Source organism: Streptomyces chryseus, assembly GCF_014650755.1.
Taxonomy (GTDB): domain Bacteria; phylum Actinomycetota; class Actinomycetes; order Streptomycetales; family Streptomycetaceae; genus Streptomyces; species Streptomyces chryseus.
Map to the genome: position 1 here is coordinate 134468 of NZ_BMVO01000008.1, position 14546 is coordinate 149013.

General features: G+C 70.8%; 14 protein-coding genes, 1 tRNA gene and 3 pseudogenes. 9 read left to right on the forward strand and 9 right to left on the reverse strand.

Features of this window, described 5'->3' with window-relative positions:
- Positions 1–32 precede the first annotated feature (32 nt).
- Positions 33–1163, reverse strand: a complete 1131-nt coding sequence (locus tag IE185_RS15365; protein WP_138895989.1) for an alkene reductase — start codon at positions 1161–1163, stop codon at positions 33–35.
- Between the two features lie 66 nt (positions 1164–1229).
- Here IE185_RS15365 and IE185_RS15370 point away from each other — a divergent pair, with 66 nt between their 5' ends.
- The 6 genes and pseudogenes from IE185_RS15370 (at position 1230) to IE185_RS15395 (ending at position 6244) form a co-directional block, all read left to right on the forward strand.
- Positions 1230–1619, forward strand: a complete 390-nt coding sequence (locus IE185_RS15370) for a MerR family transcriptional regulator (RefSeq protein ID WP_138895990.1) — start codon at positions 1230–1232, stop codon at positions 1617–1619.
- Between the two features lie 95 nt (positions 1620–1714).
- Positions 1715–2140 (forward strand): nuclear transport factor 2 family protein, encoded by a 426-nt coding sequence (locus IE185_RS15375; protein WP_138895991.1) that lies wholly within the window; start codon positions 1715–1717, stop codon positions 2138–2140.
- A 69-nt stretch (positions 2141–2209) separates the two neighbouring features.
- Complete coding sequence (locus IE185_RS15380; RefSeq protein ID WP_138895992.1) at positions 2210–2680, forward strand: GNAT family N-acetyltransferase; 471 nt, start codon at positions 2210–2212, stop codon at positions 2678–2680.
- Positions 2681–2768: 88 nt separating this feature from the next.
- Positions 2769–3779, forward strand: a complete 1011-nt coding sequence (locus IE185_RS15385; RefSeq protein WP_138895993.1) for a questin oxidase family protein — start codon at positions 2769–2771, stop codon at positions 3777–3779.
- 109 nt (positions 3780–3888) lie between these two features.
- A pseudogene (locus tag IE185_RS15390) lies at positions 3889–5141 on the forward strand (iron chelate uptake ABC transporter family permease subunit); the annotation flags it as partial.
- A 551-nt stretch (positions 5142–5692) separates the two neighbouring features.
- Positions 5693–6244: a tellurite resistance TerB family protein gene (locus IE185_RS15395; RefSeq protein ID WP_138896830.1), complete on the forward strand. Its 552-nt coding sequence runs from the start codon at positions 5693–5695 to the stop codon at positions 6242–6244.
- Between the two features lie 192 nt (positions 6245–6436).
- On the opposite strand, the gene IE185_RS15400 is transcribed toward IE185_RS15395, so the two are convergent.
- Both IE185_RS15400 and IE185_RS15405 read right to left on the reverse strand, forming a co-directional pair.
- A tRNA-Gln gene (locus IE185_RS15400) sits at positions 6437–6509 on the reverse strand.
- Between the two features lie 66 nt (positions 6510–6575).
- Entirely contained in the window at positions 6576–7949 is a 1374-nt protein-coding gene (locus IE185_RS15405; RefSeq protein WP_138896829.1) for a hypothetical protein, read from the reverse strand.
- A gap of 209 nt (positions 7950–8158) precedes the next feature.
- Between IE185_RS15405 and IE185_RS15410 the strand changes: the two genes are divergently transcribed.
- A complete protein-coding gene (locus IE185_RS15410; protein WP_229843528.1) occupies positions 8159–8500 on the forward strand; it encodes a S1 RNA-binding domain-containing protein in 342 nt (113 codons plus the stop codon).
- Between the two features lie 127 nt (positions 8501–8627).
- On the opposite strand, the pseudogene IE185_RS15415 reads toward IE185_RS15410, so the two are convergent.
- The 4 genes and pseudogenes from IE185_RS15415 to IE185_RS15430 all read right to left on the reverse strand — a co-directional run.
- Positions 8628–9107 (reverse strand): annotated as a pseudogene (locus IE185_RS15415) (hypothetical protein); the annotation flags it as partial.
- Between the two features lie 247 nt (positions 9108–9354).
- A complete protein-coding gene (locus IE185_RS15420; protein WP_138896827.1) occupies positions 9355–10293 on the reverse strand; it encodes an AraC family transcriptional regulator in 939 nt (312 codons plus the stop codon).
- A gap of 34 nt (positions 10294–10327) precedes the next feature.
- The gene (locus tag IE185_RS15425; protein WP_138896826.1) at positions 10328–11251 is read right to left on the reverse strand and encodes an NADP-dependent oxidoreductase; all 924 of its coding nucleotides are present in this window, start codon (positions 11249–11251) and stop codon (positions 10328–10330) included.
- Between the two features lie 121 nt (positions 11252–11372).
- Entirely contained in the window at positions 11373–11651 is a 279-nt protein-coding gene (locus tag IE185_RS15430; protein ID WP_138896825.1) for a hypothetical protein, read from the reverse strand.
- On the opposite strand from IE185_RS15430, the pseudogene IE185_RS33150 reads away from it, so the two are divergent.
- Positions 11645–11761, forward strand: a pseudogene (locus tag IE185_RS33150) (hydrolase); the annotation flags it as partial. The gene IE185_RS15430 and the pseudogene IE185_RS33150 sit on opposite strands and share 7 nt — an antisense overlap.
- Positions 11762–11778: 17 nt before the next feature.
- On the opposite strand, the gene IE185_RS33155 reads toward IE185_RS33150, so the two are convergent.
- On the reverse strand, positions 11779–12144 hold the full coding sequence (locus IE185_RS33155) for an STAS domain-containing protein (protein WP_229843529.1): 366 nt from the start codon (positions 12142–12144) through the stop codon (positions 11779–11781).
- Between the two features lie 459 nt (positions 12145–12603).
- On the opposite strand from IE185_RS33155, the gene IE185_RS15440 reads away from it, so the two are divergent.
- The gene (locus IE185_RS15440) at positions 12604–12972 is read left to right on the forward strand and encodes a low affinity iron permease family protein (protein ID WP_138896822.1); all 369 of its coding nucleotides are present in this window, start codon (positions 12604–12606) and stop codon (positions 12970–12972) included.
- Between the two features lie 308 nt (positions 12973–13280).
- Here the strand turns inward: IE185_RS15440 and IE185_RS15445 are convergent, their stop codons facing one another.
- Complete coding sequence (locus IE185_RS15445) at positions 13281–14495, reverse strand: erythromycin esterase family protein (protein WP_138896821.1); 1215 nt, start codon at positions 14493–14495, stop codon at positions 13281–13283.
- Positions 14496–14546 lie beyond the last annotated feature (51 nt).

Here is a 14546-nt window from a genome sequence, read left to right on the forward strand (position 1 = left end):
GCGGCCTTCGCACGCCGCCGGGGCGAGCCCTGTCAAGCCGCGACCCGCTCGGCCGCCTTCGCCGCATCGGCGAGGGTGGGGTAGTCGGTGTACCCGGTCTCGCCGCCCACGTACATCATGTGCTCGTCGCGCACCTGATTGAGCGGCGCTCCGGTCCGCAGCCGTTCGATCAGGTCGGGGTTGGCCAGGAACGCGCGGCCCAGGGAGATCAGGTCGGCACCCTCGGCCAGCAGGCGTTCACCGGCCCGCCGGCCGCCGTCGGCGGGCAGCGGCCCTGCCCAGTTCAGCGCCGGGTTGGCCATGAGGGTTCCCCGCCAGCCGCGGCGGATCTCCTGGAACAGGGGCGTGCCGGGGTCGGCCCGTACGAGGTGCAGATAGGCCGGGCCGGTGTCCGCGAGGGCTTCGAGGAGCGCCGGGTAGATCTCCTCGGTGTCGCCCTCGTCGATGCCGTTGACGGTGTTCCCGGGAGAGACGCGCAGGCCGACCCGCTCGGGGCCGATGGCCGCGGCGACCGCCTGGACCACCTCGACGACGAACCGGATACGTCCGGCGACCGGGCCGCCGTAGGCGTCGGTGCGGTGGTTGCTTCCCTGCGCCATGAACTGGTGCAGGAGATGGCCGTTGGCGCCATGCACCTCCACTCCGGCGAAACCCGCGTCGACGGCGTTGCGTGCGGCGGTGGCGAAATCGGCCACGGTGGACCGGATGCCGTCGAGGGACAGCTCCTGCGGCACGACGGCGTCCTTGCGCCCGCCCGGGGTGTGGATGGTCTCCGGCAGCGGCACCGGCGACGGCGCGACCGGCATCAGTCCGCTGGTGGCGGGGTGGCCGACCCTGCCACCGTGCTGGAGCTGCAGGAACATCCGGCCGCCCGCGGCGCGCACCGCGTCGGTGACCAGCCGCCATCCGGCCACCTGGGCGTCGTTGTGGATGCCGGGGATGCCGGGGTAGGTCTGCCCGACGGCGTTGGGCGTCGCCGCCTCGGCGATGATCAGCCCGGCGGAGGCCCGTTGTGCGTAGTACGTGGCCATGATCGGCTGCGGGACACCGTCGGCGTCGGCGCGGTTGCGGGTCAACGGGGCCATGACCAGGCGATGGGGCAGACTCAGTGCGCCGAGCCGGGTGGGCTCGAAGAGGAGGGACTTCTCCGGTGTGTTCGTCATGACGGTACGGTAGAAGTTGACATCAATGTCAGGTTCAAGTCCTCAGGGCGGGCGGTGAGGTGCGAGGTGCGTATCGGTGAACTCGCCCGGCGCACGGGCGTGAGCGAACGGTCGCTGCGCTACTACGAGACCCAGGGTCTGCTGACGGCCGAGCGCACCCCGGGCGGCTGGCGCGACTACGGCGAATGGGCGGTGGACCGGGTCGTACGCGTCCAGGCGCTCTACGCGGCCGGGCTGCACAGCAGGAGGATCGCCCGGCTCCTCCCCTGCATGCGGGACGCGGACGGCGGCCCGTCCGCGATCGCCACCGACCGGCTGGTCGCCGACCTCACCACGGAACGGGACCGCATCGACCGAATGATCACCGACCTGATCCGCTCCCGCGACGTCCTCGACGAAGTGATCGACACGGCCTCGGAGGCGTCCGCTTCCGCACCCCCGCCGCTGGGCGGGTAACCCCGTCCGACACAGCCCGTCGACCGCCCGCCGGGATGTCTCGGCACCGTGCCGCACAACAGGCCACCGCCTATGGGCCCGGCTACGATCGGGGCATGGGTGACAGCTCCGCCTCCCCGAAGTACCCCGAAGACAATGTGGTGCACGCTCAGCTCCTCAATGCCGCGAAGGAGTGGGCGGCTGCGATCGTCTCCAACGATGCCGCGCTGATCGCACGCTTCATGGCTGACGAGTGGGTCATCGTCTCCGAGTCGGGCATCACCACCAAGGAACAGTTCCTCTCACTCGTCCGGTCCGGGGATCTGACCCACTCCGCCATGGAATTCACCAGCCGGCCCAGGATCCGGGTGCACGGTGACACGGCCGTGTTCACCGCGCGTGCGACGAACACGGCCCATTACGGGGGCCGGAGATTCGACGCCGACGAGTGGACGACGGATGTCTTCGTACACGAGGGAAGTCGCTGGCTCTGCGTGCTCAGCCACATCACGTCGGCGGCTCCGACACCGCCGCCGGAGTGAGCCGACGCGCTCCCGCCGCGTGCTGGGGCCGGGTGCGTAGCAGCCTGAGCAGCGGCTTAGGGTTCCTGCATGACGACCACACGCTCTCTGCGGGAGATCACCCCGGCCAACTTCGACGCCGCGATCGGTCTGCGGGTTCGTCCGGATCAGGAGCACTTGGTCGCGCCCGTCGTGAAGTCTCTCGCCGAGGCATATGTCTACCCCGGCACGGCTTGGCCCCGCCTCATCCTTGACGAGGACCGTCCCGTCGGATTCCTCATGGCCTTCTTCGACATCGACTGGAAGGGCGACGGCACAGGCACCGACACCCGTTCCGGTCTCTGGCGGCTCAACATCGCAGAGGGCGAACAGGGCCGGGGATACGGTCGCTTCGCGGTCGAGTCCGTCGCCGCCGAGATCCGCCGTCGCGGCGGTACCCGCCTGACCACCACCTGGCACCCGGGCACGGACGGCCCCGAGGGCTTCTACCTCGGGCTCGGGTTCCGTCCGACGGGTGAGACCAGCGGGGACCAGACAGTCGGGGAGCTGGACCTGCGCTAGAGCTCGGCCCGTAGGGCAGGACCTAGGCCGGGTCGTAGGCCCTCAGCCGGTTACGGTCGCCGCGGCGTCCTGCCTAGGGTCACTCGTCATGGATACGACGGGCACCCTCGACGAGGCGCTACACCGACTGCACGGCTCAGGGCCCGAGCGGCTCGGGCGGCTCACCAATCACGCGCCGATGGCGGTCGAGGCCCTGGCCCGGCACGGACAGGCACAGGCGGTGCATCGCTGGCTCGATCTGTACACACGCAAGCTCGAGGAGTTCCCGCCCGGCGTCGAACCCGTCACGGCTGCCAACTGGCGTCTCGCGCTGGGAGATCCGCGCCGAGCCGCCGACTGGATCGACTACTTCCGCCGCGAGACGGCCGAGCGTCCCTGGCGTGACGTACTGGCGCAGTGGTGGCCCCGTCTGCTGCCCGGCATGTACGGCGGATCGACGCACCCGGCGATCCGCGTGGGCCATGCCGTACGCACTCTTCTCACCGGCGAGGACACCGGGCCACGCCTGACCGAACTCGCCCACGGCCTCGGTTACTGGGCCGCCCGGCACCACCCCGTCGCGGACCTCTCCCCCCTGCCCGGGGCGGAAAGCGCCGCGGCCGCCCTGGACGCGGTGAGGCCCATCGCCGCACGGGACGGCGGCTTCCCCGCCCGGCTCGGCCGCGTCAGGCGCCTGCCGGTGTGGGCGGACACGGTCACCGACCCGCACGAGGCGCGCCGACGCCTCACCGAACTCGTGCGGGCGGCCACCCACCGGTACGCCACCCACGGCCACGGCGAGGAGACGATGCTGGTCCACGCGGCCACTGCTCCCAACGCGGTCCTGCGCACCCTGCCCGCGCTCCCGCACGCCTTGTGGGTCCCCAGCCTGCGGGCCGCCTGGACGGCTTCGGCGGCGGTGACCGCGATGTACGCTCCGGACGCCCCGGTCGCCTGCGCCCCACCGAGCACGCTCATCCCCGAAGAGGTCTTCGAACGAGCGCTGGCGCACGGCGACGAACACGTCATCAAGCTGACCGACACAGCCCTCGACATCGGTGACGCACCAGCCCTGGCGGCAGCGCTGCGCTCCGTCGAACTGAGCGAACCACTGGCATAGCCGGCCGCTGTCGCGCAGCTGGTTCAGGTCACGTCACCCACGGCACGAAGGATCTCGCCTTCCTGAAGGTGGCGAGATATCGCCTTGCGCTCGGTCACCTCGGGCTACCGGCCTGTGCGCCCCCGCCCTCGTGCGCCCCCTCGCCCGCAGGGTCCGCGCGTTCACCCGGGCGCGCGCGGGCCTTCCGGTCGCGGGTCTGGTCGGCGCCGGGCTGGTACTCGGCTCGGACGTGCTCCTGCGCGCCGTCGTGCCGGCGGACATCGCGGTCGCCGTACCGACGGGCGTGGCCACCAGCCTCGTCGGCGCCGTGTTCCTGGTCGTGATGGCCACCCGGGTACGGGACAACTCGCAGGCCCCCGCGTCCGACCGGCTTCGGTCAGGAGCAGAGCCGTCTTCCTCACCACCACGGCCGTCCTGGTCGCCGTGCTCGTCGGCGTCACCGTCGCCGCCGTGCTCCTGGGCGACAGCAAGCTGCTGCTGGGGGACGTGGTGAACTGGGCCCAGGGCAGGGCGGGCCGGACCGTCGGCTTCGTCCTCGACACCCGGGTCCCCCGGGTCCTGGCGGCGCTGCTCGCGGGCGTGGCGCTCGCTCTGGCCGGGACGCTCGTGCAGGCCGTGACCCGTAACCCGCTCGCGGAGCCCGGTGTCCTGGGCGTCTCCGGCGGGGCGGCGCTCGGCGCCGTGCTCCTCGTGACGTCGGTGCCTGCGGCCGGCTCGTGGAGCGTGGCCGGTGCCGCGTTCGCGGGCGCCGGCATCAGCTCCGTCGTCGTCTTCGGGCTGGCCGCGCGGGGCGGGTTCCAGCAGAACCGGCTCGTCCTCGTCGGGTTCGGCTTCGCCACCGGCGCCGCCGCACTGATCAGCCTGCTCATCGTCCTCACCGACCCGTTCAACGCGACGAAGGCCCTCACGTGGCTGTCGGGTTCCACGTACGGCAGGACCCTGCCGGACGTGGCGCCGCTCGCGGCCGTGCTCACCGTGGGCGTGCTCGTCGCGGTAATGCGCCGCACCGAGCTGGACCTCGTATCGCTCGACGAGGACACCCCGAGGCTCCTGGGGCTCGCTCTGTCACGAGGACGCCTGGGCTTCCTCGTACTGAGCGTCCTGCTCAGCGCCACCGCCGTGGCCGCCGCGGGCACGATCGGCTTCGTGGGTCTGGTGGCACCGCACGCGGCGCGGGCCCTGGTGGGCCGTCAGCACGTCCGGGTCGTGCCCGTCGCGATGCTCCTGGGCGCCGTGCTCGTCTGCACCGCGGACCTGGTGGGCCGCACCGTGATCGCGCCGGCTCAGCTGGGCGCCGGACTGATGACCGCGGTGATCGGTACGCCGTACTTCCTCCATCTGCTCATGCGCGGCCGCCGGTAGGGGCCGATCGCTCCGGCCGGTTTTCCCTCAATGCATTTTCAGTCACGCCTCTGTCCTCTGGCTGAAACCAGTGCCATGCTGTGACCGCGGTGATCCTCTTCCTCCCCCGGGCAGGGATCCCCACCCTGGCCCCGCCCGCGTGCTGCCACGCGGGCGGGGCCACGCCGTCCCTCCCGCCCCTCCCCACGGGAGGGCCGACGGCTGCGCGGGTGCCGTGGCCCTGAGGGGCCCTTCGTGATCGTTGCCGCGGGCATTGATCGGGCTGTCGATAAGCATGCCCGCGCACTGTCGGTGGTGACCGGCACCCACCGCCCCGCACCGCCCGACGGCCCTCGTCGACACGAGTCGGCGAGGCCGCCGGCCTCGCCGCAGGGCCGGCTGCCCGCGCCCCACCACCCCGCCGGCCCCTCCCCCGCGCCCGGCGGCCGGCCCGCATCGGCTCTGGCCCGGCCGGACCGGGCGACCATGGAACTTCGCGGGGCGGGGGGACGTTGACAGGGAGACGCGCGGAACGCACGCGGACGAGCGAACGGGTAGCCGAGGTGGCACGGATGGCGATGTGGGACCGGATCAAGGACCAGGCCAAGGGTCTGCAGCAGCAGTCGCAGGGCGCACGAGGCTCCGGCGGCCACGGACGGCCCGGTGCAGCGTCCGGAGGGGGGTCGAAGGCTCAGCTCGTGGGCGTGCTCAAGTCCCAGCTCGCCTCCCTGAAGACGGAGCTCAAGAGCGGCGCCTACCGGGACGCCAGCATGGCCATGTGCGCCCTGGTCGCGGCCGCCGACGGGTCGGTGGACCCCGCCGAGCGACAGCACGTGGAGTCGCTGATCCTGCAGAACGACGTCCTGAAGAACTTCCCGCCCGACCAGCTGCGGCAGCGGTTCAACAAGCACGTCGACCAGTTGACGTACAACTTCCAGCAGGGCAAGACCGAGGCCATGCAGGAGATCGCCAAGGCGGCGAAGAAGCCGACGGAGGCCAAGGCCGTCGTGCAGACCGGCTTCGTCGTCGCCGGCGCGGACGGCTACATCGCCCCGGCCGAGGAGCAGGTCCTGCGGGAGGCGTGCGCGGCGCTCGGCGTGTCTCCGCAGGAGTTCGGACTCTGAATCAGGTTCCGGCCCTCACCACTGAGGGCTTCCACGAGGTGCTCGGGGGCCGTACCGCGACGTTCGACATGACGTGACACACCTGGGGCCCGCACTTGAGGTACGGGCCCCAGCTCGCGCAGTCGCCGTCGCGGTCGTCCAGGGTCGGCCCCGGGCGCGGCGTGCGTCGGCCGTGGACGGCAGGTGGAGCGGCGACGAGGGCAGGATTCGAACCTACGTCCACCCGGGATCAGAGCCGGGCGCTCCTCCGCAGAGCTTCCTCGTCGCCACGTCGATCATGGCTGGAGCCGTCGTTCCGGGCAACCGAGTTACCCGGGACCCCGGGCCCCGGTCACAGCCACTCGCTCGCCGCCGCACGTTTGCCCTGGCCGGAGAAGACCCCTGCCGACCGGAGGGCGCTGGCCACGAGAGGGTCCGCAACGGCGACACCGTGTACGAGTTCGGGCGTCCGGCGGAAGGCGACAGCCTCAGCCGCCGGCCTGGGGGCGGTCCAGGCGCCGGCGACCGGGTCCACCCGGTACCGGGCGCACACCGCCTCGACCAGCGAGCGTGGGCACTCCTTCTCTCCCCGGAGCACTTCCCAGGGCAGCGGCAGCTCCGCCCAGATGTAGGTGTCAGGGTGCAATCCACCGCCACTCATGCGGTGCCAGTACGCCACATCGGCAGCCATCAGGCGGGGCACCTTACCCGGGCAGACCCGGTCCAGTATGTGCTCCTGGCCCAGTTCGGACAGGATCGCGAACCAGTGCGCTCGGGCCGCGTTCCACGCCTGGGCGGCCTGGTTCCACGTCGACGAGTCGTCGCCGCGGCGCACGATCATCGTGTCGCGCTCCAGCGGGTGCCGATTCCAGGCGGCCTCCAGCAGTTCCGCCACCTCGCGCAGGAAGCCGTTCCAGCGGACCAGCAGTCGGGTGAGGTCCTCGTCGGACACCGCGACCAGCACCTCCGACGTGGGATGCACATGCGCGACCGCGTACCAGCAGGTTCGCTCGGGCCGCGCCCGCAGGCGCTCGAACAGTGCCTCGGCGACCTCGTCGTAGACCTGGCGCTGGCGCCCGTTGGTGAAGACACTGCGCATGTAGCCCCGCGCCGTGACGTACGCGATGAACGCGGCCGTGTCCGGGTCGGCGGCGAACAGACCGTACGGCAACGCGTGGGCGAGGGCGCCCTTACCCGTCATGGTCACCTCGCGGCGGCGCTGCTCGTGGATCAGCCGCGCCAGTTTGGCCTCCATGCGGCGCAGAAGACGGAAGCGCTTGTTGTACTGGCGCTTGGAGACCTCGCCGAGGCCGGCAGCGGCTCGCTCGGCCCGGTCGAGACGGTCCGTGCCGAAGTCGTTCTGCCCGTACGCGCGGCCTATGGACTCACCCGCACGCCGGATCACGGCCTCGATCTGGTCCGGATCGTCTCCCGCGCTGTCCGGGAGTTCCGGCACGTCCGCGAACAGGCGTGACGCTCGGGCGAGTTGGCGCTGCGCGCCGACCGGGCGGGCGAAATCCTCCCGCATGGAGGTGTAGCCGTGCCACAGGTTGCGCAGCGAGTGCTCGGCGGCCTTGGCGAGTGCCGTCTCAGTGGCTGAGTCGAGATCGGTGCCCTGAGCCGCGTACAGCTCCTGGACAAGCCCGGCTACATCCTCCGGCCGCTTGCGCAGTGTGAGCGAGGCGTGCAGTTCTCGGAGTAGTTGTTCGACTCTGGGCGACGGCATGAGCCTCACCCTGCCATTCCCTGACCGAGTGCCCAACCGGATTTCCGCAGGCCGCCGCCACGGGATGGCTCGCCGGACTGCCGCCCCCGGCACCGCCGCATCCGCCCGTTCGCGAAAGGAGCACGAGCAAGCACATCATCGTCCGTAAGGGCCACTGGGTTGCCCACCAGACGGCCTCCGACGTCGTCCATGTCGGCGAGAGCGTTTCGGTGGCAGTCCTCGACGTCGACCTGGTGAGGGAGCGCGTTGCGCTGTCACTGAAAGCGATGCGACAGGACCCCGTGCCGCAGCTCCTGCGACAGGTCGGCCAGATCACGCACGGCGTCGTGACCAAGCTCGTACCGTTCGGCGCCATCGTCCGAATCGAAGACCGAGAGGACGGCTTCGAAGATTTCGCGCACCTCACAGAGCTGGCCGAAGGACACGTGGACCGCCCCGAGGACGTGGTCCAGGTCGGGGACACCCACGCCGTGAAGATCGCGAGCGTCGACCCTCCTCGGCGTCGGATCACCCTGTCGCACGTGCAGGCTCTCACGCCGGAAGAGCACTGACGAACGCGGTCGCCACCTCCGGGTGACGAGCGGCCGCGCTCTACTCGGCGCAGTGCAGGTGCCAGTTGACACGCCAGTGCTCAGCAGGTGGCGAGGAAGTGCCTGGGAGCCACGTCCTGAGCGGCTTTCAGGAGCGGGCGGCGGTCGCGCAGTCGTTGCCCGTGGGCGTCGTGCCGTTGCTCGGGTCGATCGGCTTGCTTCTGTCGTACGGATCGACCTGGTGGCCCTCGTCGGCGGGCTGCTTGTCGGCCGTGCCGAAGGGCGGCGCGAAGTAGCCAGTCGGGGCGGAGCAGCCGCCGTTGGTCATGTCGAGCGCGTACGAGACGAGGGACATCGTGCCCGGTTCGGTGATGACCTCGGCCGGGTCGTCCCAGCTCGTCACCACCTCGCGCCGCACGATCGTACGGACGACTTCGGCGTCCCGCCCGCCGTCGCCCGCCGGGGCGAGCGGGTAGACGAAGGTGACGTCCGCCGTCACCTCGACCACCCCTCGTTTCCCTTCCCGGTACGTGAGCCGACCGCGCGTCTTGACCACGTCACCGGCCGGCCGGGCGTGCTCCGGCCGGAAGCAGCTGAACATCAGCAGCGGGTCGGTCTCGCGAGCGGGCGCCGTCGGCTCCACGAGGGCCCCGTCCGTGCCCGTCACCGATTCACGGAAGAACCGTTCCCACTCCTCTTCGGACACGGACGACCCGTCCTGCCCCACCAGCCCGGCTCACACCACACTCCCGTTCTCGCCCGCTTGCTCGACTCGCTCGACGCCCGATGCCCGATGCCCGATGCCCGATGCCTCGACCGTGAAGTGTGTCGCTGTCCGCTGCCACGGGCGTAGGCCTGACATCTGACGGCAGAAACTAGGCCGCCCTGGCCTCCCGGCGGTAGACGCCCGGGGCCCGGCCGTACTCGCGCTTGAAGGCCTTGGCGAAGGCGAACTCCGAGCCGTACCCCGTGCGGGCCGCGACCGTCGTCAGGGGCGCGTCGGTCTCGCGCAGCAGGCGGGCGGCGGTCGTCATGCGCCAGCGGGTCAGGTACGCCATCGGCGGCTCGCCCACCAGCGCGGCGAAGCGCCGTGCGAAGGCGGCTCGCGACAGCCCGGCCCGCCCGGCCAGCGACTCGACGGTCCACTGCGCCGAGGGGGCCGCGTGGATGGCCGACAGGGCGGGCGCCACCGCCGAGTCGCCCAGGGCCGCGGCCCAGCCCTGCGCGGCGGCCGGCGGCTGGTCGTCCAGCCAGGCGCGCAGGATGTAGAGGAGCAGCGAGTCGATCAAGGTCGGCACGATGCCGTCCGAGCCGATGCGGGGATTCTCCAGCTCGGTGCCCAGCAGCTGGACCGCGGCGCTGAGCTCCGGGTGCCGGCCGTGCCGGGTCGGCAGATGGATCACCTCGGGCAACTGACGCACGAGGGGGTGCGGATGCCCCTGGTCGAGGTGGTAGTTGCCGCACAGCAGGCTGGTCTCGGCGCCCTGGCCGCCGATCGTGACCGCACCGATCGGCGAACCGCCTTGATAGTGCTCGGCCTCGAACTCCTCCGCGGGTGTGGAGGGGTGGTCGGCGAGGATGTGGCCCCGCCCGTCGCGCAGGAAGATCACATCGCCGGGGTTCAGCGGGATGGGCTTCAGGTGCGGTGAGGCGTCGGCGAGAGGAACGAGCCAGCACGTTCCGTACAGCACCACATGGAACCCGGCGCCCGCGACCGGTGGCAGGCGCAGGCCCCAGGGGGCGCGGCCGTTGGTCCGTACGGACGCCGGGTGCCCGGTGCGCATCGAGGCCAGTGCCTCGGTGAGAATGTCCATCCGGCCTCGCCCTTCCTGGTGCGGCCCGTCGTGGTCAGACCGTCAGGACAATCTTCCCCTGTACGTGTCCCGCGGCGACCAGCTCGTGCGCCTTTCCGGCCTCCTCCAGCGGGAAGGTCTCCTCGACGTACGGCCGGACGCGGCCCGCGTCGATCAGCTCGGCGATCGCTTCGAGCGCCTCCGCGTCCGGTTCGACCAGGATGCCGGCGAAACGCCGGCCGGCCGCCTCGACCCGGGCGGCGAGCTCCGCGTCATGGTGTTCCAGGATGCTGATGAGCACACCGCCCGGGCGCACCACGCCGAGCGAGAGGTCTCCCTGGGCCAGGGAGTCGAGTACCACGTCCGCGTCCTTGACGGCCGTGGTGAAGTCGGTGGTCCGGTAGTCGATGATCTCGTCGGCGCCCAGGCCGGTGAGGAACTCGCGACGGTCCGGGCCGGCGACGGCGATCACATGGGCGCCGCGCGCCTTCGCGATCTGCACCGCGAAGTGACCGACACCGCCGGCGGCGCGCTGGATGAGCACCCGGTCACCCTTCGTGACGTTCGCCGCTCGCACGAGCCCCTGCCAGGCGGTGAGCGCCGCGAGGGGGACGGCGGCGGCGTGCACGTGGTCGAGCGAGGCGGGCTTGCGGGCCAGGTGGCTCGACGGGGCGGTGATGTACTCGGCGTAGCCGTTGGCGGCACGCGGGAAGAGCGGCATGCCGTACACCTCGTCGCCCACCTCGAACCCGGCGCCGGGGCCGGCTTCCTCGACGACTCCGGATATGTCCCAGCCCACGCCGAACGGCGGCTCGCCGAGCAGCGGCAGCGCTCCGGACCGGACGGCCACATCGACCGGGTTGACCGCAGCGGCGTGGACCTTGACGAGGACCTCGCCAGTCAGCGGCACCGGCCGCTCGGCGTCCACGGTTTCGAGGACCTCGGGGCCGCCGAAGGACTTCTGGATTACTGCGCGCACGGGGTTTCTCCCTGAGAGTCGTCGGGCCGCTGTCCGGCCCGTCCTGCTGTGTGCTCTCGACTCTAGGGAGATCGAATGAGCCGCAGAATAGCCTTCCGTCTCGCCTGCATGTCCCATCGTCTTACGGGACGACTCTCGCGGCCATGAGCCATCGCGCGCCGGCACCCGGTGCGGCTGCCGAGCGGACCATGGCTCGCGTCCCGGGGTGCCACGCCGGGCAGGACACGTCGTCGAGCTCGGCGATTCTCTCGGTCAGCGCCAGGTCGTGCCCGTAGCGCTGATGGATGCGGCCGGTGAAGCCCCGGGGCGTCAGCTCGCCGGCCAGCATGCGGCGTGCGAGTATCCGCGCGGCGGCTTCCTGGCCGACTTCGCCGGCGACCGCGTAGAAGGGCCGGAACATTGTCCCTGACCCGGGCGGACGGCAAGCGCCAGATGTCCGTCGCTGTCAACCTCGCTCGATGGCAGAGGCCGGACTCCTCGGGGAAGCCGCAGCACCACCCCATCGACGACGGAGCCGTGGTCCCGGCCTACTGCGGCTCGACGGCGGGCCCGGTGCCGTCGGGGCCGGTCACGTCGGCGGCGATGTTGAAGAAGAGGTCGGTGCCGCTGATCTCCAGCAGCCTGAGCACCTGTGGATGAAGTGGGCCGGCGAGGACCAGGTGCTGGCGGTTGTGGGCCATGATCAGCGTGTTGAGCATGGACGAGTCGGCGAAGGAAACTCCGGCCAGATCGACGACGGTCGTCGCGATGCCGTCACGATGCGCGGTGTCCAGTGCTGCGCGCGCCAGGCCCTCGGAGTCGATGTCGAACTCTCCCGCACAAACGATGACGCGCGTGCCGTTTCTGTCGGGCAGGACCTCCACGCGAGCCGCAGTCCTCGTTACCTCGCTCACGTTTCCACCCTCATCACCCGGGAACTTGACCCCGGCGCTCGTGCCGGCCGGGCTCGTCTGCACGCCAGGCACAGCGCCTGGCCGACATTCGGGGAGATAGATTAGCTTCCCGAGAGACCAAAGGAAAACTGTGGTGGCCGAGATAGGTATGGCGACGGGTCGCAGGGGGTGCCCACACCGTGCGTGCAACGCCGACGCCGGGTGAGCCGCGTCAGGAAGGAGGGCCTGCGAGGGCAGCTGCTTCGCCGGTGAGGCCGGCTCCTTCCCCCGCGAGGAATCATCTTCATGATCGCCCAGTATCCCCGCGCTCCGACTGCGGCATGGTGCCGGGTGGTGCGGCCCGCCTTCCACATCAGGTGGTGGTGCGAGTGATGTCTTCCCGTCCGGTGAATCAGCCGCCCACCGTTTCCCGCCGATCTGGCACGTGCTCCGATTCGAAACGGGGGTAGTGGCCAGGGCATGACACTTGAGCATCCCGCTGAGCGCGGTGGAAACAAGCGCGGGCGCTTCGCGCATCTCGCGGAGAAGTCTTCGAACTTCACGAGCAGCCCCACGTTCTTCGGGCTGTGCCTGCTCCTTGTCGGCATCGTCATCGGCGCACATGTGGCCAAGGTTCCGATGGCCTGGATGATGCTCGCCGGTGAGTCGATGACCGCGGTGACGTTGCTGCTCCTGGCCCTCCTCAAGAACAGCGAACGACGGGCCGAGCACGCCATTCAGCGGAAGCTCGACGCGATCGCCGCCGCTCTGATCGAACTGCAGGAAGGTGAGCCGGGCCCGGCGCAGCGGGATCTGCAGGAGGCGATACGCGTCGAGGACCAGACGTGAGCGAGGTCGAGGAGCAGACATGACCGAGTCGGCGCACACCAGGATTCTCCTTATGCACCATGCGCGTCCACCGCGCTGGGCTCCCCATTGCGGGCACCAGCTTCATCGGGTCCGTCCGACGCACCCAGTCGTCCGGTGGTTCAGCGGACTCGTCCTCCGGGACGTGCACAGCACACAATCCCTCCGGCGCCGCCTCCCATGTCTGCATCGCCGTCACCCCGACCGCGCGCCTGCCCACAACGGACACCCTACGGGGACAGCAACGACCAGCATCCAACGCCGGCTGCAGGACATCCGAAAGACGGGCCTCAACTCCCCGGGCTCCCCGGAACGTCTTTGACGAACACGATGCCGTCGCTTCCGGCCAGATGCGCCGGGTCAAGTGGGGAGTACCCGAACCAGGGCGACACGCGCGCGGCGGGTGGTGTGTCGCCGAGGGCGGTGGCGAGCCGGGTGGCGTCGACGACGTAATGGCCCTCCGGTAGCGCGTACAGCAGTCCTTCGACGGTGTCCCGTGGCGGAGTGTCGACTCCCTGGTGCCGCATGGTGCCGAGGGCCGTGGCCAGGAAGGCGTACTCCTTCCCCATCCGGGCGTTCACGAGGGCGCCGGCGCTCCACCACTCCAGCGGTGGCTGGTCCCACATCCGCATCGTGCTCTTGTCGCGCTGGAGATGGCTGTTGTGGGCGTACACCAGGGTCGGGTTCCGTTCGGCGACGGCGAGGAGGTTGTCGGCCATCATGGAGTCCCGCAGCCCGATCAGCCGCTCCATGCGGGCCGGTGACGTGTCGGCCATCCAGAAGTGGTAGCGCAGCAGGCCGGTGGCGGTGCGCCCGTACAGGCGCGCCCGGTCCCACGCGTCCCGCGAGGTCGCCGTGATCAGGTGGGGCGTCTGCGCGTCGAGCAGCGTCACCAGATCGTCGGCGAGCAGCCTCAGTTCCTTGGCCTCGGCCGACTGCCCCGCGGACCGGGACGGGTCCGTCATCGCGGCGGGATCGGTCCACTGGTCGTCGGCGCCGAGCAGGTGGTCGAGTGTTTGCGCGGCGCAGGGAAGCAGGTCCGCGTTCACCCGAGCCGCGAGGTAGTCGTGGAGTGCGGTGAGGGCCTGCCGGGGGCTCGCGGCTCCGGTGATCTCCAGCGGGCCGTCGAACCCGGCGAAGCGCACCTGCTCGGAGGCGGGCCTTCCGTCGTTGTACGCCCTTGTCCAGCGCACGAGTTCGCGGTTGGCCGCGGACGCGCCGAACCCGTGGCTGAAACCGCGCTCCATGACTTCGTCGAGGGTGCCCTTGCCCGAGGTGACGTAGCCGTCCACGACCAGGGCCATCATGCAGTCGCTCTCGATCGCGATCGTCCGGTAGCCCTGCTGCTCGACGAGCTGCCGGAAGAGGTCGTTGCGCAGGTCGAGCAGTGCGTCCTCGCCGTGGGTGGGCTCTCCCAGGGCCAGCAGGCGCGGCTGGTGCGGAAGGAGCTTCATCACGGCGGCGGCGTCGACGGCATCGGCGGTGTCCTTGATGTCAGTAGCCATGCCTTCAACGGTATCGTTGAACCTTCGGTTGAAACTTGCAGCTGCAAAGCC

What these genes read in the sequence shown, in the direction of transcription:
- IE185_RS15365 (WP_138895989.1), bottom strand. Translation starts at nt 1,163, where the DNA reads ATGACGAACACACCGGAGAAGTCCCTCCTCTTCGAGCCCACCCGGCTC.
- IE185_RS15375 (WP_138895991.1), top strand. Translation starts at nt 1,715, where the DNA reads ATGGGTGACAGCTCCGCCTCCCCGAAGTACCCCGAAGACAATGTGGTG.
- IE185_RS15380 (WP_138895992.1), top strand. Translation starts at nt 2,210, where the DNA reads ATGACGACCACACGCTCTCTGCGGGAGATCACCCCGGCCAACTTCGAC.
- IE185_RS15385 (WP_138895993.1), top strand. Translation starts at nt 2,769, where the DNA reads ATGGATACGACGGGCACCCTCGACGAGGCGCTACACCGACTGCACGGC.
- IE185_RS15395 (WP_138896830.1), top strand. Translation starts at nt 5,693, where the DNA reads ATGGCGATGTGGGACCGGATCAAGGACCAGGCCAAGGGTCTGCAGCAG.
- IE185_RS15405 (WP_138896829.1), bottom strand. Translation starts at nt 7,949, where the DNA reads ATGCCGTCGCCCAGAGTCGAACAACTACTCCGAGAACTGCACGCCTCG.
- IE185_RS15420 (WP_138896827.1), bottom strand. Translation starts at nt 10,293, where the DNA reads ATGGACATTCTCACCGAGGCACTGGCCTCGATGCGCACCGGGCACCCG.
- IE185_RS15430 (WP_138896825.1), bottom strand. Translation starts at nt 11,651, where the DNA reads ATGTTCCGGCCCTTCTACGCGGTCGCCGGCGAAGTCGGCCAGGAAGCC.
- IE185_RS15440 (WP_138896822.1), top strand. Translation starts at nt 12,604, where the DNA reads ATGACACTTGAGCATCCCGCTGAGCGCGGTGGAAACAAGCGCGGGCGC.
- IE185_RS15445 (WP_138896821.1), bottom strand. Translation starts at nt 14,495, where the DNA reads ATGGCTACTGACATCAAGGACACCGCCGATGCCGTCGACGCCGCCGCC.